Source organism: Bacillus daqingensis, assembly GCF_042654445.1.
In the GTDB taxonomy this organism is placed as follows: Bacteria; Bacillota; Bacilli; order Bacillales; family Salisediminibacteriaceae; genus Alkalicoccus; species Alkalicoccus luteus.
In genome coordinates this window covers 58015-78811 of the sequence record NZ_JBHSGK010000013.1, presented here as the reverse complement: position 1 = coordinate 78811, position 20797 = coordinate 58015, and the positions used below count along the sequence as shown (strand labels likewise).

At 47.9% G+C, this 20797-nt stretch carries 26 protein-coding genes; 15 read left to right on the top strand and 11 right to left on the bottom strand.

Translation table 11 applies throughout. From position 1 onward, the window contains the following. Window positions 1-91 precede the first annotated feature (91 nt). The 11 genes from ACFO4L_RS11495 to ACFO4L_RS11445 all read left to right on the top strand — a co-directional run bounded on the left by ACFO4L_RS11495 (window position 92) and on the right by ACFO4L_RS11445 (window position 6347). The gene (locus tag ACFO4L_RS11495) at window positions 92-964 is read left to right on the top strand and encodes a macrolide 2'-phosphotransferase (protein ID WP_377909818.1); all 873 of its coding nucleotides are present in this window, start codon (window positions 92-94) and stop codon (window positions 962-964) included. Between the two features lie 10 nt (window positions 965-974). After that, entirely contained in the window at window positions 975-1151 is a 177-nt protein-coding gene (locus ACFO4L_RS11490) for a DUF6366 family protein (protein WP_377909817.1), read from the top strand. Between the two features lie 66 nt (window positions 1152-1217). Continuing rightward, window positions 1218-1424: a hypothetical protein gene (locus tag ACFO4L_RS11485; protein ID WP_377909816.1), complete on the top strand. Its 207-nt coding sequence runs from the start codon at window positions 1218-1220 to the stop codon at window positions 1422-1424. Window positions 1425-1454: 30 nt separating this feature from the next. Continuing rightward, the gene (locus ACFO4L_RS11480; RefSeq protein ID WP_377909815.1) at window positions 1455-1910 is read left to right on the top strand and encodes a pyridoxamine 5'-phosphate oxidase family protein; all 456 of its coding nucleotides are present in this window, start codon (window positions 1455-1457) and stop codon (window positions 1908-1910) included. Window positions 1911-1914: 4 nt separating this feature from the next. Further along, window positions 1915-2646 (top strand): collagenase, encoded by a 732-nt coding sequence (locus tag ACFO4L_RS11475; RefSeq protein ID WP_377909814.1) that lies wholly within the window; start codon window positions 1915-1917, stop codon window positions 2644-2646. A gap of 88 nt (window positions 2647-2734) precedes the next feature. Beyond that, a complete protein-coding gene (locus tag ACFO4L_RS11470) occupies window positions 2735-3595 on the top strand; it encodes an AraC family transcriptional regulator (protein WP_377909813.1) in 861 nt (286 codons plus the stop codon). A gap of 305 nt (window positions 3596-3900) precedes the next feature. After that, window positions 3901-4374 carry a hypothetical protein gene (locus ACFO4L_RS11465; protein ID WP_377909812.1) on the top strand — a complete coding sequence of 158 codons (474 nt, stop codon included), beginning with the start codon at window positions 3901-3903 and terminating at the stop codon, window positions 4372-4374. 127 nt (window positions 4375-4501) lie between these two features. Further along, window positions 4502-5077 (top strand): hypothetical protein, encoded by a 576-nt coding sequence (locus tag ACFO4L_RS11460; protein WP_377909811.1) that lies wholly within the window; start codon window positions 4502-4504, stop codon window positions 5075-5077. A gap of 221 nt (window positions 5078-5298) precedes the next feature. Beyond that, window positions 5299-5739: a hypothetical protein gene (locus ACFO4L_RS11455; protein ID WP_377909810.1), complete on the top strand. Its 441-nt coding sequence runs from the start codon at window positions 5299-5301 to the stop codon at window positions 5737-5739. 102 nt (window positions 5740-5841) lie between these two features. Beyond that, window positions 5842-6123 carry a hypothetical protein gene (locus tag ACFO4L_RS11450; protein ID WP_377909809.1) on the top strand — a complete coding sequence of 94 codons (282 nt, stop codon included), beginning with the start codon at window positions 5842-5844 and terminating at the stop codon, window positions 6121-6123. Further along, the gene (locus ACFO4L_RS11445) at window positions 6120-6347 is read left to right on the top strand and encodes a hypothetical protein (RefSeq protein WP_377909808.1); all 228 of its coding nucleotides are present in this window, start codon (window positions 6120-6122) and stop codon (window positions 6345-6347) included. The genes ACFO4L_RS11450 and ACFO4L_RS11445 overlap by 4 nt, the downstream gene beginning before the upstream one ends. Window positions 6348-6401: 54 nt before the next feature. On the opposite strand, the gene ACFO4L_RS11440 is transcribed toward ACFO4L_RS11445, so the two are convergent. After that, entirely contained in the window at window positions 6402-6605 is a 204-nt protein-coding gene (locus tag ACFO4L_RS11440) for a hypothetical protein (RefSeq protein WP_377909807.1), read from the bottom strand. Window positions 6606-6900: 295 nt separating this feature from the next. Here ACFO4L_RS11440 and ACFO4L_RS11435 point away from each other — a divergent pair, with 295 nt between their 5' ends. Further along, entirely contained in the window at window positions 6901-7551 is a 651-nt protein-coding gene (locus tag ACFO4L_RS11435) for a hypothetical protein (RefSeq protein WP_377909806.1), read from the top strand. Between the two features lie 254 nt (window positions 7552-7805). On the opposite strand, the gene ACFO4L_RS11430 is transcribed toward ACFO4L_RS11435, so the two are convergent. Next, window positions 7806-8516, bottom strand: coding sequence for a hypothetical protein (locus ACFO4L_RS11430; RefSeq protein WP_377909805.1), 711 nt, complete (start codon window positions 8514-8516; stop codon window positions 7806-7808). 256 nt (window positions 8517-8772) lie between these two features. Between ACFO4L_RS11430 and ACFO4L_RS11425 the strand changes: the two genes are divergently transcribed. Both ACFO4L_RS11425 and ACFO4L_RS11420 read left to right on the top strand, forming a co-directional pair. After that, a complete protein-coding gene (locus tag ACFO4L_RS11425; protein WP_377909804.1) occupies window positions 8773-11445 on the top strand; it encodes an HAD-IC family P-type ATPase in 2673 nt (890 codons plus the stop codon). An 823-nt stretch (window positions 11446-12268) separates the two neighbouring features. Then, window positions 12269-12859, top strand: coding sequence for a lytic transglycosylase (locus ACFO4L_RS11420; protein WP_377909803.1), 591 nt, complete (start codon window positions 12269-12271; stop codon window positions 12857-12859). Between the two features lie 49 nt (window positions 12860-12908). Here ACFO4L_RS11420 and ACFO4L_RS11415 read toward each other — a convergent pair whose 3' ends face one another. The 9 genes from ACFO4L_RS11415 to ACFO4L_RS11375 form a co-directional block, all read right to left on the bottom strand. Continuing rightward, window positions 12909-13247 carry a hypothetical protein gene (locus ACFO4L_RS11415; RefSeq protein ID WP_377909802.1) on the bottom strand — a complete coding sequence of 113 codons (339 nt, stop codon included), beginning with the start codon at window positions 13245-13247 and terminating at the stop codon, window positions 12909-12911. Between the two features lie 64 nt (window positions 13248-13311). Next, window positions 13312-13806 (bottom strand): hypothetical protein, encoded by a 495-nt coding sequence (locus ACFO4L_RS11410; protein WP_377909801.1) that lies wholly within the window; start codon window positions 13804-13806, stop codon window positions 13312-13314. Continuing rightward, window positions 13803-14522 carry an alpha/beta fold hydrolase gene (locus ACFO4L_RS11405; protein WP_377909800.1) on the bottom strand — a complete coding sequence of 240 codons (720 nt, stop codon included), beginning with the start codon at window positions 14520-14522 and terminating at the stop codon, window positions 13803-13805. The genes ACFO4L_RS11410 and ACFO4L_RS11405 overlap by 4 nt, the downstream gene beginning before the upstream one ends. A gap of 36 nt (window positions 14523-14558) precedes the next feature. Further along, on the bottom strand, window positions 14559-14882 hold the full coding sequence (locus ACFO4L_RS11400; protein WP_377909799.1) for a hypothetical protein: 324 nt from the start codon (window positions 14880-14882) through the stop codon (window positions 14559-14561). A gap of 126 nt (window positions 14883-15008) precedes the next feature. Next, window positions 15009-15809: a hypothetical protein gene (locus ACFO4L_RS11395; protein ID WP_377909798.1), complete on the bottom strand. Its 801-nt coding sequence runs from the start codon at window positions 15807-15809 to the stop codon at window positions 15009-15011. Window positions 15810-15941: 132 nt separating this feature from the next. Then, a complete protein-coding gene (locus tag ACFO4L_RS11390; RefSeq protein WP_377909797.1) occupies window positions 15942-16700 on the bottom strand; it encodes a hypothetical protein in 759 nt (252 codons plus the stop codon). A 274-nt stretch (window positions 16701-16974) separates the two neighbouring features. Beyond that, on the bottom strand, window positions 16975-17274 hold the full coding sequence (locus tag ACFO4L_RS11385; protein ID WP_377909796.1) for a hypothetical protein: 300 nt from the start codon (window positions 17272-17274) through the stop codon (window positions 16975-16977). Between the two features lie 264 nt (window positions 17275-17538). Then, window positions 17539-17973, bottom strand: a complete 435-nt coding sequence (locus ACFO4L_RS11380; protein ID WP_377909795.1) for an RDD family protein — start codon at window positions 17971-17973, stop codon at window positions 17539-17541. Window positions 17974-18044: 71 nt separating this feature from the next. Continuing rightward, window positions 18045-19838: a serine hydrolase domain-containing protein gene (locus ACFO4L_RS11375; RefSeq protein ID WP_377909794.1), complete on the bottom strand. Its 1794-nt coding sequence runs from the start codon at window positions 19836-19838 to the stop codon at window positions 18045-18047. Window positions 19839-19949: 111 nt separating this feature from the next. Between ACFO4L_RS11375 and ACFO4L_RS11370 the strand changes: the two genes are divergently transcribed. Continuing rightward, complete coding sequence (locus ACFO4L_RS11370; protein WP_377909793.1) at window positions 19950-20780, top strand: GNAT family N-acetyltransferase; 831 nt, start codon at window positions 19950-19952, stop codon at window positions 20778-20780. The last annotated feature ends 17 nt before the right edge of the window (window positions 20781-20797 follow it).

The window sequence follows — 20797 nt, the reverse complement described above, 5'->3', positions numbered from 1 at the left end:
ATTCAAAGGAGGGTTCGACAATGCACGTGATGCACGCAGGACGTCTGTGGCAGTCTCTTTCTTTTTAAACAAAAAAAGGAGGAGATAGGGAATGGAAATGATTATAAAACGAGCGAAGCAGCACGGTCTAGAGCTCCGTGAACATACTATGCAAGTAAATGAATCCGGACTCGACTTTTTAGCGGCGACTGCAGAGGACGTGTACGGGAAAACGTGGCTGCTGCGCATGCCGCGCCGGCCGGACGTGCTGAATGGGATCGAAAAAGAGAGAAGCATGCTGGCACATATCCGGCAGTATGCGGCGTTCGCTGTCCCAAATTGGGAAATCGTCACAGACGAGCTGATCGCGTACGAAGCGCTGCCTGGCAAGCCCGCGGGCGTGATCGATAAAGAAGCACAGGCATATGTGTGGAACATGGATCCAGAACGCGTAACGCAGAACTATGAAAAGAGCTTTGCGGAGGCGGTAGCATCACTGCATCAGATTCCAAAGCCGGAACAGCGCTCCATGCAGGAGGTACGAAAGACGTACCTGCAGCAGCTGGAACAGGTGGAAAAACAGTTCACCACAGCGCCTGCAAACAGCCGCCGCTGGCGTGACTGGATCGAGGATGACCGCTATTGGCCGCAGGAAACCGCACTCACTCATGGAGATTTGCATGCGGGGCATATTTTAATCGTTGCCGATGAGCGAGTGACCGGATTCATCGATTGGACAGAGGCAGCGGTGCACGACCCGGCTCAGGATTTCACCGCGCACTATCACACGTTTGGAAAAGCATCACTGGAGCGGGTGCTGGCTCACTATGAGCGTGCCGGGGGATACGTTTCTGCTTGGATGCTGCCTCATATTGAGGCGATTGCAGGAGCAGGCGCGATTCAGGTCGCCTTGTTCGCTATCCGGTCTGGTGAAAGTGACTATGTGGAGATGGCAAAAACGATGCTCATGAACACGGACGCTTAGGAGGTCACGGATGAAGGACCATCGAGATGAACAGGAAAAGCAAGTGAACGAGGAACGAAAAAACCATCCTGGCGGCAACGCAGCCGACAGCTTTGATCGCGCTAAAACAGGCAGTATGCAAGGTATCAGCTGGAAAGCGATGCTCGGTATCATTGCTGTCCTGATCCTGATTTTATTGTTGATTTAACAAAAGACCGTCCGGTTGCAATAATCGGACGGTCTTCCGCGTATTACCTTGAAGGAGGCGGTGCAGATGAAGAACGTATTTATGTTTGTGTTTATAATTGTCGGCGGCGGAATCACGATCCGCTCCATCTACAATTATATCCGCTTCGAGGAGTCGGATTGGACACCAGCCATTCTGGCAGCTGCCGTCATCGTTGCTTTCATGCTGCTGAATGACTGGGCTAAAAAGCCGTATGATTGGAATAAGAAGAAAAACAATGAAACGAATTCTTAAGAAGACGAGACTACATAAAGGAGGCTTCATATGAAGATTATTCGAGACGTCGGGACCGGTGTTGATCTGGATGCAGTGCTTGCAAAGCCGCTCGTCGCTCACTTGGCAACGAGTGCTCCAGAAGGACCGCGTGATTCACCGCTTTGGTTTTTGTGGGAGAAAGAACGACTATGGATTATTGGCACAGCTGGGGATACGTTTCCGGAGCGTGTTCGACAAACGGCGGCTTGTGCAATGGGGATCGTTGATTTTGACGCTTCAAGCGGAACGTTCATTCACATCGGTTTTCGCGGAACGGCTGACGTGAAGCCGTTTGACAAGCAAAGAGCAGACAGGCTTTTAGCGAAGTATCTGGGGCCGGAACGAGCAGCATGGGATCCGCGCTTTCAAGCGTTAGGGCAGGAGAATGTACTGATCTGTTTTCAGCCGGAATCAGTCGTCGTACGCGATCAGTCGTATCAACCGCTATCACCTATAAGGGAGTAAAGTGATGAAACACGTATATGCATTTGAATCAAGCTCAGAAAGTGAACGTTATCAGGCTCGGATCAGCCGGTTTACTCAGAAGCTTTCAGACTATCAGTGCTATTTGGAAGCTAATTTTGAACTGAAGGAACCTCCCGAAGCGTTCGTATGGACGTCGGAGGAATTGGCTACTACTGTTTTTTCCAAACTGCCAATTCCGGCCTTTACGAACCGCAATTTGATTTACATATCTCCTGACTTAGATGGCTGGCGACAGTTGTTTCTCCGGCAGCTGGAGGATAAACATGTACCCGAAATCAGACCATACTATGAACAGATGCCTGAGGCGCAGGTGCTTACGATCGCAGGGCATGAACTGACGCACCACCTGGACTTGTTTCCAGGCGGGTTTGAGGATGCGCGTGAAGATAGTATCTGGTTTGAAGAGGGGATGTGTGATTATCTTTCGCGCAGCTTCTTCCTGTCAAACGATGAACTTCAGAAAATTACCGAGGTGGAAACAGAGCTTGTTTCTCAGTTTCAGGAGCAGTATGGCACTCACTCATTGAATACGTTTGGTCAGGAGAGCTACAGCGGTACCTTAACGAGCATTATGTTCGACTACTGGCGCAGTTTTTTAACCGTGAAGGAACTTGTAGAACGATCCGACGACGATATTCTAACCATATTTAAAGCGTATCAGCATTGGTATAACCATGAAAAAACGATTTCTTTGACCGATTATTTTGAGATTTAAGGAAGAGGATCCTGCATCATCTCGTCCTCTTTTGCAGGGTTTTTCTCATGTACTCGCTTTACACTGGTTACAGAAGGGAGGTCAGCTGATGGATTCGATCAGTCGATTAAATCAAGCGATGACGTTTGTCGAAGAGCATTTGCACGAGGAGCTTGATGAGGAACGTGTCGCTATGCTTGCAGGCACCACAGTATATCATTTTAAGCGAATGTTCTCTTTTTTGGCAGGTATGCCGTTTTCTGAGTATGTCCGCCGGCGCAGGCTCAGTATCGCAGCAAACGAGCTCTACCAGACCGATGCGAAGGTGATTGATATTGCCCTTTTGTCAGGGTATCAGTCACCGGACGCATTCACGCGGGCTTTTTTACAGATGCACGGCGTTACGCCAAGCGAATCCCGCAAAACGGGACGAATGAGAGCATTCCCGAAGCTGACTTTCCAACTGCAGCTTAAAGGAGGAAATGAGATGGATTACAGACTGACAGAAAAAGAAGCGTTTTATATTAACGGGTTGAAAAAGCGCGTGTCGATTCAGTTTGAAGGCGAGAATGAAGAAATTGCAGAGATGCACAAGGAACTGACGACTTCAATGACAGAGGAATTGCTGGAGCACAGTCTAGCGGAGCCGGAAGGAATCATACAGGCTTCCGCTAACTTTTCAGAAGGCAGGATGGAAGAAGCCGGATCACTCGATCAGTATTTAGGGACAGCAGGAAACAGGCCGCTCGAGGGCTATGCGTCATTGGAAGTTGCAGCTGGGAAATGGGCCGTTTTTACTTCAGTAGGAGCATTTCCGGAGCACCTGCAGCAGACGTGGGGAAGCATTTATGCCGAATGGCTGCCATCTTCCGGATACGAAGTGCGGGAAGGACCGGAGATACTCGTCGTCACATCAGACGACTTACAATCGGAGCAAGTGGAGTCTCACATTTGGATACCGATCCGCTGATCAAATCCAGCCACCTCTAGGTAATAGAGGTGGTTTTTTGCATCGCGGGCTTACTCGATCTAACGACAGCCTGCTGATAAAAGGGAAAGGAGTAGTGCTTCATAAAACCTCAACAGCAGCATTTCTAATTGTAAATCAAATTCGATTAGCACATGAATTCAATAAAGAGGAAGCGGTACCTCATTGATTTTTAAGTAGCCTGAAATACGTATTGATCTAGTAAATATGGTTACAATTGTTAATTGTAGGGGAAGCAAATAAGAGTAACTATTAATAAATAGGACACGTAATAAAGGAGTTTTTCTATGCGAATGTTAAGCTATGTCACATTCATTTCTTTCTTCACTTTCGGATGTTTCAATCAGGAGGATTATGATGCTGGATACTTTAAACATGCAGAGGATATATTTTATGGATTTGAATACACAGTAGAGGAGAATGAAATTCGTGCTCAAGTAGTGATAGAAAATCGATCCGATTCGGAAGTTGAAGTATATCTGACTGATCGACGGTATTTATCTGGAATAGGCGTTTGGAAAGATGAGGAGCTCAAAGCCTCTGAGCCTGAAGATGAGCTTGTTGAACAAGGCGATACTATTCGGTTAGATCCAGGTGAACGTGAAGAAGGAAGCTCTATCAATTATGAATTTGATCCCGAAAAAACGTATACCCTAAGAAGTGAGTATATGATATTGAATATGAATAAAATCGAGAACGGAACTCGTGAAAGCATAGATATCACTGAAGAAACTGTAGAATTTGAGTTTGGTTCTGACTAAGCATATCAATGGACTAATTTAAAGAAGTATCAATTCGTCCTGAATAGTGATTGAAAAAATACAATTATTTTTCAAGAAACCCAATTGAGCGATTCAATATTAATGTCAACTGAAGGGAATGGATCGTGTGAACTATCGCCTGTATTTAGTATGTTTAGGACTGTTACTATTATTCGGTTGTACTAATGTAAATGAGATCAGTAATAATAATGAAGACAATAATCAGAACAGCACGGAAAATATGTCGTTCGGTCAAAGTAACGAAATGACAGAAGTTGAAACGAATAATAGCAGTCTTTCTCAAGAGCCTGAAGGAATAGAGCCAGAATTAGTACAGCCAGATATTACACTGGATGATCAGAGGTTAACTTACGATCAACGAATCATTTGCTGGGGGAGTTGTGAAGAAAACGATATAGATAGATACGATTCAGATTTAACGAATTATATCGAATCGGAATTTAATTATGTTGGAGAAGCTGGATCTGTTATTGGGATTTCGTTTCATGAGGATAACCCAGATGCTTTAGATTATCGTTCGCTCTCTGAAGACAGTACTTATTCTGACCATGTCATTGAGGAAAATGAGTTTGTAATTCAAGGAAGTGGACATACAATATATTCTATCGTAGCTACTTGGCAGGACGAAGAAGAAAATACGCTCGGAGTAATAAGTTATTCATTCGAAATAGACATCCCATAAAGAAATGATGGAAATATTCGTGAGAAAATCCCATAAGCATTATTTCGAATATAACTTAAATAGCGAATCACAATGATTAGTGAATTGACATCTGCTTCAGTACGTTTAGATTCTCTGAAGTTTCTTTGACAGGTGAATATGCTGGAAAAGAGTTTATGAAATGACTCTTCTACAAAACGTTTTAATAGAACAGGTGATGAATAGTTGCTGGAGGCGATGGGATGAAGGTGTTTTTGATCAGCGGTGTTGTCATCGCAGCGGTTGTGCTGTTAACGCTTCTGCCGAATTATTTTCAAAATCCGCTTGCTGAGTTTCGTGATCATGAGCCGGAGGCGATCGTCATCGATCAGTTTGATGAAGGCGGAAGCCAGGTGGAGCAGACAGTGAGGCTGGAAGAGTCGGCAGAGATCGAGGAGGTGGCATCTGCCTTTCGGGAGGCGGACTGGACGGAAACTGACTTTCCCGACGGAGTCCCTTTTTATGCGTATACGCTGCGCTTTTATGAGGAGGAGCTGATGTTTAACATCGATCTCTTCGACGACTACATGGAGATCACGTCTATGGAAACGGGACAGAGCCGGGTATACGAAGCGGAGGATGAGCCGCTTCAGGTGATCGAGCAGTATACCGATGACATGGAACCAATTGGGGAGCTGGATTAAAAAATAGGAAAAAAGATACCAGTGAAAGATGATACACTGAAAAGAACAATGACAACAACGAGGCTGATGATCAATATCTGCCTGTTGGAAAGGGGATAGCTTATGGAACAACGAGCGGCTGGCGTTCTAGGTCCGGTCAGCACTGGAGCGTATGCAGCATTTGCCTACGCCATCCTGTTTGTCGCACTGATGCTGTTGTTTGGCGGCGCTATTACAGCAAGCGGCATCGGCATACCGGGACTGCTGCTTTATGCAGCGGTGACGATCACGGAGAAAACGTTAATTCGTAAAATAGGCAGCCTGCCAGACGGCTTTACCGCCGGTGCCTTTTTTCTTGCCACGATAGCGGCTTTAGCCGTGAGCATCGGAATCGCATTTTTATGACGCTGCGAGTATGTAATCAACTGCTAGGCATGAGCTGGCTCCTTCTGCTCGCGGTGGCATTGCTGACAGGTCAGCGTTCCGATCTGTTAGGACAGCTGCTTATGAACACGGTGCCGCTTTTATTCCTTTTATTTGGAGTTGCCGAGCTGCGCTCCAGAAAAAGCATGCTCGGGTATCTTTATCTCGGAGCAGCCGCTGCAGGTGGGATGGAGATGCTTGTCTGACACCCGGTTTCCTGATTCGTTCAGGATCCGGGCTTTTTTCGTCGCTTAGCCGATTCAGACCAGCTTCGCAGCCCGCGGGATCACTCGCTCCAGCGTCAGCTTCGTGATGAGAAGGTTGATAAGCAGGATCGTCAGTGTAAAGAGCAGTAGAAAAAACGTATCTGTAACGGGCAAGACTCGATTCACGACTTGAACCATCGCGAAGGTCAGCACAAGATAAAACGGTACGGCCAGGATCAGATAGCTGAATCGATTCATGGTTTCACCCCTTTCATGCTTGTTAACGTCGCTTCTTTAGCGCAGTCAAATAGAAGCGAAATTCCTCGGAATCAACTTGCAGGTTCGACAACACTTAAGTTGACGAGCGAAACAATCCGTCCACTCATCCAACTGTGCTTCCAAGTATAGCGAATCAGTTAGGTCTAAACAACCTGACATAACTGCCTCCATTAGTAAGCCTTTTTACCCAATAAAAAGCTTGTTTACCTTCAAAATTGGTTTTTATTTCCATGGAGAGGGAATGGAAATATATACTTACATACAGGAGGTAACGATGAAAAACTCACTTACTTTCAGCTCTGTGATTCTCATCTTTTTTGCTGCAGGTTGTTCGGATAACCCGGCGGAGGACATGCAGGCGCTCGGGGAGGAATATGGCATCGATCTCTCCACCGGTTCGCAGCAGCAAACCGGGATCGGTGATACGGATGAGATAGATCGTGACCAGGCGGACATGCTGTTTCAGTACATAAGCAGCTCGTTGGAAGAAGGATCTCCTTACGAAGGCGATGTCCCGATTGAATCCGAGCTGACCGAACCGGCAGAGCCTTATAACGCAGGCGGGACGCACCTGGCGCAAAACGCTGACTACGCTGAGGAGGACGATGAGTTTGCTGCGTTCAGTCGTAACGTTTCGTTTGATTACCAGCTGCAGGAAGATACTGAAACGATCACCCCGGACACGATCTATATTGAAGACATGGAAGCGGAACTGTCAGGAACGTTGCCTGGCGCCTCCTGGGACGATTACTTTGTGAGCGCAGACTTCGATGCAGACACCGGAGAATTCATCTTTTTTACCGAAGGAGTTTGGAATATTCATTTTGAGTACGAAGGAGAAGAAATGTATGCGGCAATCCCGGATACCTGGTTTGTTCATTTTGACCCGGATGAGATTTTAGATTCTCTGCCTGATTTACTATAAAAATGCTCCTGTTGTTCACGTTGACTAACCAATTGGTCTTTTGTACAAGAGACAGGAATTAAATAGGATAGATAACAGGTTGATCAAGATACCAATAGATTGTAGGTTTGCATCATCGGGCTCATTCTAAATTGTCTTATCGAGATCTTCACGATCGTTTGTATGTTTATAGTTAACCTCTATATATCTGGAAACAACCAATAGGCATAATCAAAGAGCCCGTGCAGCGCCTCTGCCGGGCTCTTTGAATTGATTTACCACTCGAAGAAAAACTTCAGTGACATCGTAAGAACGGAGTAGAGGATGACGGCAAGGGCAAAGGTCGGAAAGTGTATTTGCTTTTCTCCCGGGAGTTCATGCTTAAAGACCGTAAAGATCATTGCCCCGGCTACGAAAGCAAAGATAATGGACTTTACGAGAGGGCGGAAATCGGTGGTGAGCGCCAATATCCAGCCGACAACGATGCCAATAGCAAGGACATATCTGCCGTACTTATTGTACTCTTCCGGAAACTCGCGCCACATGTCCTGCGCGACGGCGATAAAATGCAGCCCGATCGCGAAGCAGTAAAAAATCGCCTGAATGCCGTAGACTTCAAAGGAAAGTACCGTATAGGAGACAAGTGCATTATATAACGCGTAAAACGTGATCGCCGACCAGAACGAGGACGTATGCGAGACGTAATTTTGCCTGATCATGATCTGAATGCCGAGAAACACGACAACGCCGATCAGTCCGATAAAGTAAATCTCTGACTCCATCGTCAGACGCCGGTAGGGTTCTTCGATCGCTGCCTGCTCCTGGTGAAGCGTCGGCAGCAGGTAAATAAAAATGTACGATACCGCAAGTCCGCCCGAGAACGAGAACCATTTCATCCGCTTGATTCGTTCGGAGGGCAGAAGCACGTTTGCGAGAAAATGAATGCCAATAAACACAATGCCGACAAAGAACGGAATAAAAGACATCGCTTCAGCCTCCATTCAAAATTGGAATAAATGGCGGGAATCGGAAAATGATATACATAAAGTATACATTTTGGTCGAGAAAAATGCGAGCGAAACGGTTTGTTTGTATTGCCAAAACCTTCACATGGAAAGGTTTGTCTGACATAAATTGTTCACAACTTTTTGTATAAAAACGTATATAAATGAATGATGAACGGGTATAAAATATATAAGTAATTGTTTATGTTGTTGGGTAATTTACTAAAAAGGAGGAGTTATGAACAAAAAGTGGTTTTCTCTATCCGTTGATGATGTTGTCAGAGAGCTTCACACCGACCAGGATCAGGGGATCTCCGCTTCCGATGCAGATCATCTGCTAGAAGCCTATGGAAAAAACGAACTGCCTGAAAAAGAGACGGAGAGCATCTTCGTAAAATTTTTCAAGCACTTTAACGATATTCTGATCTACATTCTGCTGGCAGCAGGAGTACTCAAGTTTTTGCTTGGCTATTACATCGATACGGCGATTATCGTTCTCGTTGCGGTCATCAATGCGACCATCGGGTTTTTACAGGAAAACAAAGCCGAAAAAGCACTGGAAGGGATTAAAAACATGCTGTCGCTGGACGCTGTCGTCATTCGCGACGGCAGACGTCAGGAAATCAGCGCCGCAGATCTCGTTCCAGGAGACATTGTTGTACTGAATGCCGGTGATAAAGTACCAGCAGACATCCGCATTCTCTCTTCTGCCAATTTAGGTGCGGAAGAAGCTGCACTTACCGGCGAGTCAGTATCCGCACGGAAGCAGCCCGATGCGCTGCCGGAAGACACTGTGCTCGGCGACCAGACGAACATGCTTTTTTCGAGCACGTCGATCACGTCTGGAAGTGGAGTTGGAGTTGTCGTTGCAACTGGAGAAGACACGGAAATCGGTAAAATCAACGAGTCAATCAATGAAGTAGATGAGCTGAAAACGCCGCTCATGCGCCAGACGGATAAGTTTGGCAAGACGATCGCGCTGTTTATCGTCGGTGCATCGGTGTTCATTTACGCATTCGGATTCTTTTTCCGCGACTATGCGCCGGTTGATCTGCTGCTGTCGATCGTTGGTCTGGCCGTAGCTGCGATTCCGGAGGGGCTGCCGGCGATCATCTCGATCATTCTCGCGCTCGGCGTGCAGAACATGGTCAAGCGCAAGGCGATTGTGCGTAACCTGCCTTCTGTTGAAACGCTCGGGGCCGTATCGGTTATCTGCTCGGATAAGACCGGGACGCTTACGAAAAATGAAATGACCGTAACGGCGCTTATGACACCGAGTGACACCTATGAGGTAACCGGCACGGGCTACGACCCGGAAGGAAGCATCATGGATGGTGACAAAGAAGTAGAGCCGGACAATACCGAGGTGTATGAGCTGCTCACAGCAATGAAAACGTGTAACGACGCCTCGCTTCATCAGGAGGAGGACGGCACGTGGGTGATGAGCGGCGAGCCAACCGAAGGCTGTCTGTTAACCGTCGCGGAAAAAGCAGCCACCGAGATCCCGAGACACAAAGCCATTTCGAAAATACCGTTTGACTCTGATTACAAGTATATGGCGGTATTGATCGAAGAGGAAGGCAAGCGCCGCATTTTTGTAAAAGGAGCACCGGACCGGCTGTTTGATATGGCAGCGTCCGACGCCAGCTTTGACCGTGCTTCCTGGGAAAAGGCGATGAAGAGCCGGACCTCGCAGGGCGAGCGCGTGCTCGCGGCAGGCGTCATCGATGTGGATGCATCGACGTCGGAGATCGATCATGAGGACCTGACGTCCGGCCTGCGCCTGCTCGGGATGACAGGGATCATCGACCCGCCGCGGGAAGAAGCAGTTGCCGCTGTGGCAGAGTGCCACCGTGCCGGCATCGGGGTCAAGATGATTACCGGGGACCATCTCGATACGGCGCTTGCGATCAGTGATCAGCTCGGGATTGGGGACGGCACAAACGGCGTTGAAGGTCGCGACATCGATACCATGTCCGATGAGGAGCTTGATGAGGCCGTTTTGTCTAACGACGTTTTTGCACGCACGAGTCCGGACAACAAGCTTCGTCTCGTAAAAGCACTGCAGAAAAACGGCAACGTCTCCGCGATGACAGGGGACGGCGTCAATGATGCACCTGCTTTAAAGCGCGCGGATATCGGCGTTGCAATGGGCATCAAAGGAACAGAGGTTGCCAAAGAGTCGGCGCAGATGGTACTCGTGGACGATAATTTTGAAACGATCGTCGGCGCAGTTGAGGAAGGCCGCCGCGTGTATGCGAACTTGAAAAAGACGATCCTCTTCATTCTGCCGACAAACGGCGCCCAGGCGCTATTGATCATCATTGCGATTCTGCTTGGCGCCGCCGTCATGCCGGTGACCCCGATCCAGATTCTCTGGATTAACATGGTGATTGCGATCACCGTTTCTCTCGCGCTCGCCTTTGAGCCGCTTGAGAAGGGGGCTATGGACCGGCCGCCGCGTCCGATCGATACACCGCTCTTAACGCCGTACTACGTGTTCCGGATTATCTTCGTTTCCCTGCTCATCGGCGGCACCTCATTCGCCTTTTATCTCATGATGCTGCAGGAGACGACGGATCAGGCGTTGCTCAATTCCGTTGTGCTGCATACGATCGTCATGCTGCAGATGTTCCACTTGTTTAACGTCCGCAACGAGACCGGATTCGCGTTCAACCGCAATTTCTTTAAAAACAAAGTCGCGTTTCTCGTCTCCGGCGTTCTGATCCTGCTGCAGCTGCTGATTTTGTACGTGCCGTTTATGAACACTGCATTCGGCACGGTGCCGCTCAGCATCGAATTCTGGATCATCCCTGCCGTACTCGGCGTCGTGATCTTTACCATTATCGAAATTGAAAAGACCATCACCCGCTCTGTCATGAAGCGGCTCGAAGCCAAAAAGGCAGGCTAGCGGAAGGAGCCTCTGGAGCTGATCCAGAGGCTCTTTTTCGTTTTTGGCGGCGATGGCAGGTTCTGCATGGGAAGATGATCGTGAAAGTGTTTAACTTTCCCAGACAAAACGTTAAGCTTGCTCATCAAAGCTTCAACTATGCTCCGCAAATGATTAAGATTGGCTGCCAAGTGTTTACGAGCATCAACCTGGGACTGTTATAACGAATAAGTGATTAACACGTTGAGCAATATATTCAACTTTGCCTCTAAAAACGTCAACTTTTTTACAGAGACACTTATGCAATGACAATCTGCACCATGAAAGATAAAAATCAAGAACGCTGTGAAACGAATGCAAGAACAAGCCTTGGATATAGTGGAACAGCTTGATATACGTTGGTTGAACGAGCTATTTTCAAGGTAGCCTGCGTCTGAAAATAGATTCCAATCAAATGATAAAAGTAGCCTTCAAAATAAAAAGGTTGGGGGCAAGAATGATAAGTTTTTCGATATAAAGAACGCAGGATGATAACACGTATAAGGTTGAGCTTGGAAATGATAAGTTTGACGCAACGGTTAAAAAGTTTCCCCTCAAGGATGAAAACATTCCCTCCACAATTAATAACTTTCCCCAATCCAAACGAAAGAAGGAAGCTTTCGGCCCGCCGAAAGCCAAATCAATCTAAAAAGCTTCTGTCATCAAACTGCAATATTCGTAACAAATCTGTAAAATTCCATGTTTAATCCCAGTTTTGAGAAGGTATGGGATTACTAACAACCTCATAGCTTCACAGATTAAGCCAGTTCAGACGCGGCTACTAATCTTAACGAGGAGGCTAATTGTGAGACGTACGAAGCTAATGGCGGGTACGCTCGCCGCAGCGGGTGCGACGATGATGGTCGGAGGTTTTTCAGTAAGTGCAGAAGACGTGACGCATACGGTAACGGAAGGCGAGACGATGTACAGCATTGCGGAAGCGAACACTACTGTGACGCTGGATGAATTGCAGGACATGAACCCGGACGCTGATCCGTACAACCTGCAAATTGGAGAGCAGCTGACGATCACAGCTGCAGATGATGCTGGAAGCGGAGTGGAAACCCACGTTGTCCAGGAAGGGGAAACGTTCTATAGCATCGCATCGGAGCACGACGAGGTGACAGCGGACGATCTCGATAATTGGAACGCAGACGTGGATCGATATGACTTGCAGCAGGGCATGCACGTTGTCGTAGAAGCACCAATTTCCGTAGATGACGCAGCTCCGGACGGGGCTTATCATCACGCCGATGAAGGCGAAAACTTTCACAGCATAGCACGGCAGTATCATGACGTAACCGCAAATGAGCTGATTGAAATGAACCACTCTGTCTATTCCGACGAAATAAGCATCGGGCAGATGATTCAGCTTGATCCTCAGCCGTTAGAATAAAAAATGCCTGCAGGAAGGTCGCCTTCCTGCAGGCTTTCTTTCGTCAACGCTATTGCGCCACGCTTTCTTCTATATAGCCGTCTGCTTGTTTAATTGTTTTTAGCACCTGCTCTTTGTATTCCTCCGGCACGCGGAACGAAATCAAATAATGCGGATAGTCACGCCTGCTGACGCTGCGGTCCTTGCGAATGTTTCGAAGCGACGTAAACACCTGCACGTTGCCCGGGGTGCCGCCAATACTTCCAGTAGCAATAAACGGGGTACGAAGCTCTGCGCCGTCCGGCAGTTCGTCGATGTACAAATCCGTGACATGATACCTCAGCAGCTTGGTTCTGAGCGACTCTGCGGCATTCTCATTCTTGAGATACACGTTCATATGCACAGACATCGGTAAAACCCCTTTCTGCAAGTTGGTATCACTATTTTTCCCGTTTTATACTTAAATGAAACGCTCAGAACCGAGCTTCGTCAACCGCCTCCCAGATTTCTTCATAGGCCTCCTCTTCTCTTCTCTCCCCGTTATCGTCCAGCAGCGGAACCTGCAGCGTGGAGTGCGAGTCGCCATCGTGCTTCAGTAAAATTAAACCCGTACCGCCGTGCCATTTCGGCTTTTCGGTTTCATAGGAAGCATCGACTACAAACGGGAGGGGACCAGCCTCTGATTCAGCAAACACATACGTAAATTCGGTTTCTTCGTACATCGCCACATAGACCGGATCGGCTGCTTCCGACAGCTGATCGGCCAAAATGAGCCCCGCATCATAGCCGTCCGGGCGCTCCTCTTCAAACTGCGGCAGCGAATAACGCTCTGCTGATAATGCATCGTTTTCTTCAACTGAGGCAGGTGTTTCCTCACCGATTATCGCAATGGAAAGCGGCGAACCCTCGTAGGTCTCCGCCGACTGACAGGCGCTTATAAGCAGAATGAGAATAAGATATTTAGTCATGAATCGTTTCCTCCGTAATCGTGTATGAAAGAGAAGAGTTCCGTGAGATATGCAGCGGGCTGATCCTGATGAACCAGATGGCCGGCATTTGATACGAGAACGGTTCGGCCATACGTTAGCTGCTTTTTGTAAACATCCAGCGAGCTCGCTTCATTCAGATTTTTGTCCCCTGCGCAAATAAGAACCGGCATCGAAAGGTCGGCAACATTTCCCGTAATAGCAAATGGATCGTAGTCATCCTGCGCCATACGCAAAATAGCACGCCAGCCTCCTCCATGAAGGCTGTCGAAATGCGAGACAGCCGCCTCGTTTTCTAAAAGGGCTTTATAATGGGCGTTCTCCTGAGATCGCAGTTCAGACCAATTAGCTGGTTTTTCAGCGATGATTCCATGAACAGCGAGGGCAGTCACCAGGTCCGGACTACGCCGGGCAAAACATAAGGCGACGAGTGCGCCCAGTGAAGCGCCGATAACGATAGCAGCCCTGATGTGATGAGCTTGCAGCGTTTCTGCAACATCATCCGCGCATGCCTCAACGTAAGCATGTAAACTCGCAGGCTGAGAGCGGCCATGCCCTCGTAAATCCATCGTCACAACTTGAAAATTTGATTGCAGCATGTCCCGCTGATAAACAAAGTCCGTTTCACCTGTTTCAAGTCCGGCATGAAGAAAGAGAAGGGGGGAGCCGGTTCCATTTAATGTCGTATGTAAGAGCATTTTGAATTCCTTTCCTGAGCGGTGGTGACGTGCATGTTAGGTTACGGAGGGTGTTCGTCGGTATTTTTTATCACGTCCAGCAAAAGTCATTCTCGCGATCAATCGCACGACTCCATAAATAATCAGCACGTTCAGTACGAGGGCGCCGATACTGACAAACATGCCGTCGTTGCCGCTGAAAAAGTTAGTGAAAAACCAGCCGCTCCCTGGTTCAAGCTGATAGATGGTAATGAACTCAAATGGCAGTCCGAAGCTGTAGCTGCCCCGGCCGGCGCTCTCATAAGCGCTTGGAACCACATGTGGGATCATCAGGCATAGAACGAGACTCCATGCCAGCTGCGTTTTGTTTACCAATCGCATCACTGGTGTTCCCCTTTCTGCAAAAAGAATCTGTATGTCTATGTTTCCATATTTAAGGAAAAACTGCAACGATATCCATGAAAAACCGCTATGCAACGTGAAGGAACGGCAGCTGCATGATCTTTGCTACCAATCAATCCCGTATGGAGGCTCTACTAAACTGAGCAGAGCGAAAACGATAATAATAAGAGTGGCATAGCTAACGACATAGCAGCCAAGCTGACGATGAAGATAGCGATAGATAGTCTGCACGGTTTCCCTGCTGTTAAACAAACTGAGTTTGTTAACAATCTTTTTCGAACGCCTTAGCTGAACGGCATACTGAACCGTCTCCACTATTAATCGGGCCATCATATAAAAAAGGATCATATAGCCGCCGACAGCAAGCAGTTCCCATGGCGGGCTTGGATCATAAGGTTGATCGCCAACATGCTCCAACGTAATCACTAATGGCATAAAGCCAACAGCAAAAACATACAGAAAGAAGAAAAGATAGTGGGACAGAAAGCGTAAAGGCCACATTCGCCAGCCCGGTGACAACTCCAGATTGATCACACCGAGCATTTTTGCGACCCTGGCATAATCAATCGTCTTCTGACTGATCCGGACAGCATCAGCAAGATAGTGCGACCACGTTGCGCCTGTTGTGGTTCCGGCAGGCCTGAAATGAAAAAAGACATCTCTTCGTGCAGACTCTCGTGTATACCCTGGAATCGAGCCGTTATGTGTGAACGGAAGCCCCTCATCAAACAATGCACCGGCAGTCACATCCTCTAACACCTCACGAGGTTTCATTCCTTTCATGGGGAAAAAGCGGTCCCGCCGGTAACGCCGAGGACCACGCCAGCCCCAAATTAGTCCAATGCCATAGATCGCGCAAAGCATTAAAAAGATAGGTAACGGAATAAATTCCCCGAATATATGCATGTCGTCCTGCTCCTTCTGAAAAGCAATTGATTAGGATCGTGCACGTTCAGATAGCTCATGGCATTCACTGCATCCATATGAAAGTGCTTGGGATGGATGGTGTAGATTGATTCCGCACGCTATAAAAGTGAATTAATTGTATAGCATTATAATGACGAACATCAACGTGGCGATCAGTAACCATTTGAGAAACTGAGTACTGAAAAATAAGATGAATGACGTCCAAAGATAGATGAAAACAGATTTATATTCATTTGTTGTCACACCAAATGATTTGGAAAGCTTTAAGGAATAAATGTTTTGCAGAAAATAAGCAATAAACTCTTTTAACAAATATAAGGCGTAAAAAAACAATCCGAACATGACAAAGATTCCAATAAATTCTGTGAAGAATGCAAGACTTTCATCTAAGGAAAAAGAGATTAATGCGGTGAAAATAAGACCCATGACCAATAACCTGCCTCGCAGGAGGTAAGAAGCGGCGGCGACCCCGGATCTTACCATATTCACCAAAACATTCGGGTTCATTAACCGATTGGTATAGCCCAATAGTTTAAACATTTGGGCGATATTTCTTCGGGACTGTTTTTCAAGAAAACCACGTTCAACATATAAAGCAGTAATTTGAACCTTCCTTTCATTCGAGGAGGGATAAAAGATCACTTCTTCATATTGTCGATCTTTATCAACTTGATAAAAAAATTCATAATGGGCCTTCGTCTTCGTATAGTAGTCAAGAATCGAAAGAGGAGTAGTAGTTGAATGAGCCTCTTTCGGCTGATTAGATTTTTTAATTTCTGACCTGTGAAACCAGGCAGTTTTTTTTAGCAATAAATACATAGCTAAACAAAACGTGAGAATTCCAACGATTGCCGTTACATAATAGTTCATCTTCTACCGCCCTCTGTCTGTTAGAAATAATGATCTGAACGGAGTAACTGAGCAAAAAAAGACTTCGCGTTCCAGCTGCATTGCTAAAGACCCCAGATACGCTACAGCCTGCAGTTGTCGAGATACGTTCCTTTCAGCTGAATCGACCTGCGGTGCGGATTGAGCTAGCAAAGCTATATGCAGCTTTGCTAAGATGCCTTTCATTTAGTGATGTATTTTGATGGGAGCAGGAAGAAAAGTAATGAGAGCTTGGATGATGGTAACCAGGTTTAACTCATGTTTTTGATTCTTTCTCATTTCGCTTCTTGCGCGCGATCGAGGTAATGATCACTAACATAATTCCCGCAGGAACTGCAATGACGGATGCAATAATCAACGTCTCTACTGCTTCAAGCGTTGCCACAGAGCCGGAGTCGGGGAAAGTCGAATCCAATATCATGACCGCCGCGATAAGACAAATGAGACCGGCTGCCGACAGTCCAATACTGCCGTAAAGTGATTTTTTGCTGTTGGTATCCCAATGAATCATGACATAAATAACTGCCGAAACTACAAGAATCAGACCGATTACCATATCCATACCTCCCTTTGAGTCAGGAACGAGACCTGAATGAAGAAGCTGCCAAACAACTAAGAAAACCGAAATTTCAGTAAACTTATCGCAAAATGAAGGAAAGCCTTTAGAGCTGAACCGTGCATCGGCTGATTTCCTGTTCGGATTCGATGAAGATGTTCTCTTTAATGTACGTAAGACCGTATCGTTATGTTTCCATATGTAAGAACAAATAGCAACTATTTGCATAAAAAATCCGCTCCTTATCGCTAAGGAGCGGTACGTTTATCGCTTTGGTTCCGGCGGAATGCTGGTGACATATGTTTTAGCAAGCAGATCATGCAGCGCACGTTTATCCTTACGCGCAATCACCATGATGACAGATGCGATGAAGCCGATGCCGAACGTCAGTGCATACAGAATGTAGGACACCGGTTCGCGGACGATCATCGTCAGCAGCCCTACCTGAGAGCCGTCTGTGCGAACAATGCGAATGCCAAGCGCCCGTTTTCCGATTGTATATCCGGTCCAGATCACGGGTAGCAGCACGTAATAAACGATGGGTAAAATGCCTTCAAATACTTGCAAAAGCCGTTCTTCAGCCGCAAATTCACCGAAAACAATCAGCGCAAAAATAAAGATCGTTGCAGTGATGACGATCCCGTCTAATATGACGGCCGCAAGCCGCTTCCAAAAGCCGACTGGTTCTCGAACCTCCATGGAAAATCCCCCTTTTTTCATATCTACGATAAAAGTTCCCTTCCCGATCTTCTGCTAAACTGCAGGTGTGTTTATACGTGGAAAGGGGTCATCTGCCAGTATAACGCAAAGGCGGCGAAAAAGACGACCGCTGCCTGGATCAGCAGAAAGCCGACGCTGCTTTTTGCCCGGTCTGCCCGCCACCAGACGAGCGCGTAGATCAACGCCAGCAGGAGCGGTACGAGCGGGGCAGCCAGCATAAACGTACCAGCTGTCACATAGCCAAAGATCAACAGCTGCACAGACGCGGCCATTGTACCGGCTGCAAGCAGCAGGAATAGCACCGTAAAGAAGGCGAGAATTCGAAGGCGTTTATCCGGCACCTTACGCCGGCGGATAATCCGGTACAATCCTCGTACCGGGATCACGAGCAGGAAAAAGACCGCCACTGCTCCGATAAAGCCAAGCACAGCGTAGGAAAGATAACGTTCGCCAATGAGCGGCACCCGGTTAAACACCATCATCGGGTAGACGGAGCTGATAAACTGATCATTTTCCAAAAGCGCCAGCGTCTCATCGTCGTTTACCTGCTGGAAAACGAGCGGAGAACTCGATTCCTGCATGGTGTATCTGCCTCCGGAAAAATGCAGATCATCAACGGACAGCGTGCCGTCTGAAGCAGCTTCGATCGAAATCGTCGGATTAAAGATCGAAATGATGCTGAGCGGACCTTTTTCATTGACCCGGTTCATCGTGTAGGAGCCTGAAAAATTCGCAAGATCGTCCTCTGTTGTCGGCGTTTCAGCGAGAGTGTGGGGCTCAGTTTCCACTCCCATCGCTTCAGCGAGCCCGCTTAAATAATCAGCAATTACCCGCTGCGATTCGATCCCGGTCACGCCGTTTGTGGAGACAAAAATACCAAGATCAAGCTCCGGAACGAGCATCATCGTCGACATGAACGCGTCAATCGAGCCGTCATGGCGAACCGCATCGAGGCCGCCAAACTGCGATCCATAATGACCGAAATGCATCCCGGGCACGTCCTCGTGCATGTGAAACTGCGGCTCATGCATCAGCGAAAAGCTTTCTGAACTGGCAAGCTCCTCGTTTTGTTCCAGATGCGCGAGCATGTAAAGCGCCATGTCGTTCGCGGATGTTGTGATCGAGCCTGCCGGAACCATGTGAATATAAGAATACGGATAAGGCTGATCGCCAATGTAGCTCGCGGCTACGGCAGAGGAATCCTCGTGCTGGCGAAAGGAGGAATCATTCATGCCTAACGGTTCGAAAATATGTGCTTCCACATAGTCAGGAAACGGTTCACCGGAAGCATCCTCCACCAGCTGACCAGCAATCGCGAGTCCCACATTGCTGTACTCCACCTCGGTGCCTGGCGAGCGCTTTAAAGCAGGTGTCCGCTCCTCGAGAAAGCGAACCGGATCCACCTCATCGTAGGACGTAGCATAAAAGCCCGTCATCGTTTCATCAAAGCCAGCCGTATGGGTTAACAGGTGCGGGATCGTCACCGTCTCTGCCGGCTCGTTGGCGAGCTCAATGGAAAGCATATCGGTGATTGAAGCTTCAAGCGACAGCGTACCAGCCTCGACCTGCTGCAGCACGGCGGCAGCGGTCATGCTTTTACCGACAGAACCGGCGCGAAACAGCGTATCGGCATCCGCTTCCAGTGAAGCATGGGCCATCCCGTAACCGTCTGCAAGCACGACGTCCCCGTCCTGGACGATGCTGACGATCGCTCCTTTAAAACTTCCTTCTTCGATTCGTTCTTCCATGTAGGTTTCGGTATAGTTTGTCGCATTCTGCTCGATTGCCTGAACCGGAACTGCTGCAAGCAGTGAGACCGCAAGCAGGCTTAAAATCGTTCGCATCGTCATCGCCTCCACATTTTCTCTACGTAAGTTACGGACGACACGTGACAATTGTTTCATGATGTTGGAAAATATATTTTGTTAAACTGAATGAAGAGAGGAGTGGGGGAAATGGACACGGTTTCACTTAGCACGGCTAAAGAAGCACTGGCATTGGCAGGAGAAAAGCTTGCCGCAAACCAGGCAGCCAATGGATTGCCGTATGGTATTTTACATAACTTGGTTGAGAGCGATCAGCCACTGCTTGTAGCTGTTAAAGAGAAAGAAGAGGTGCTCGCTTTGCTCGTAAGGACGCCGCCGCACCATTTGATCTTATCGGCGTTTACTACGGAGTTGGAACCCGTTTGGACGAGCGCCATCAAGGAGCTTGCCGTTCATGACGTGCCAAGTATCATCGGCAGCATTCCGGCAGTAGAAGCGTTTCAAACGATTTGGCAGGCGACGCACGGCTGTCAAAGTGAAGTCGGCATGGAGCAGCGGATTTTTCGTGCGGACCGGGTGATCCCGCCGAGAAAAACTAGCGGAGCACCGCGCTGGGCGGAAGAGGAAGATGCAGCACTGTTAACCGAATGGATTGAGGCCTTCGCAGAGGAGGCACTCGACGGAGTAACAAAAGAGGAAGCAGCAGAGCTTGCGGAGCGCTTTATTTCCAAGCGAAGCGTGCTGCTCTGGGAGGATGATGGTCAAGCGGTTTCGATGGCGGGAGCTGGTCGTCCCGCAGCCGGATCGTGTGCCGTGCAGCATGTGTACACGCCAAAGGAGTATAGAGGAAGAGGCTACGCCGAAAACGTCACCGCCGCGCTCACGAAAGAGCTGTTAAGCCGCTATTCGTTCTGTACGCTCTACACCGATTTGGCAAACCCGACATCCAACGCCATTTACACCCGCATCGGCTACGAGCCCGTCGCCGATTCACGAGTCGTCAACTTCATCTACCGCTGAGTTCCAACTGAACATCC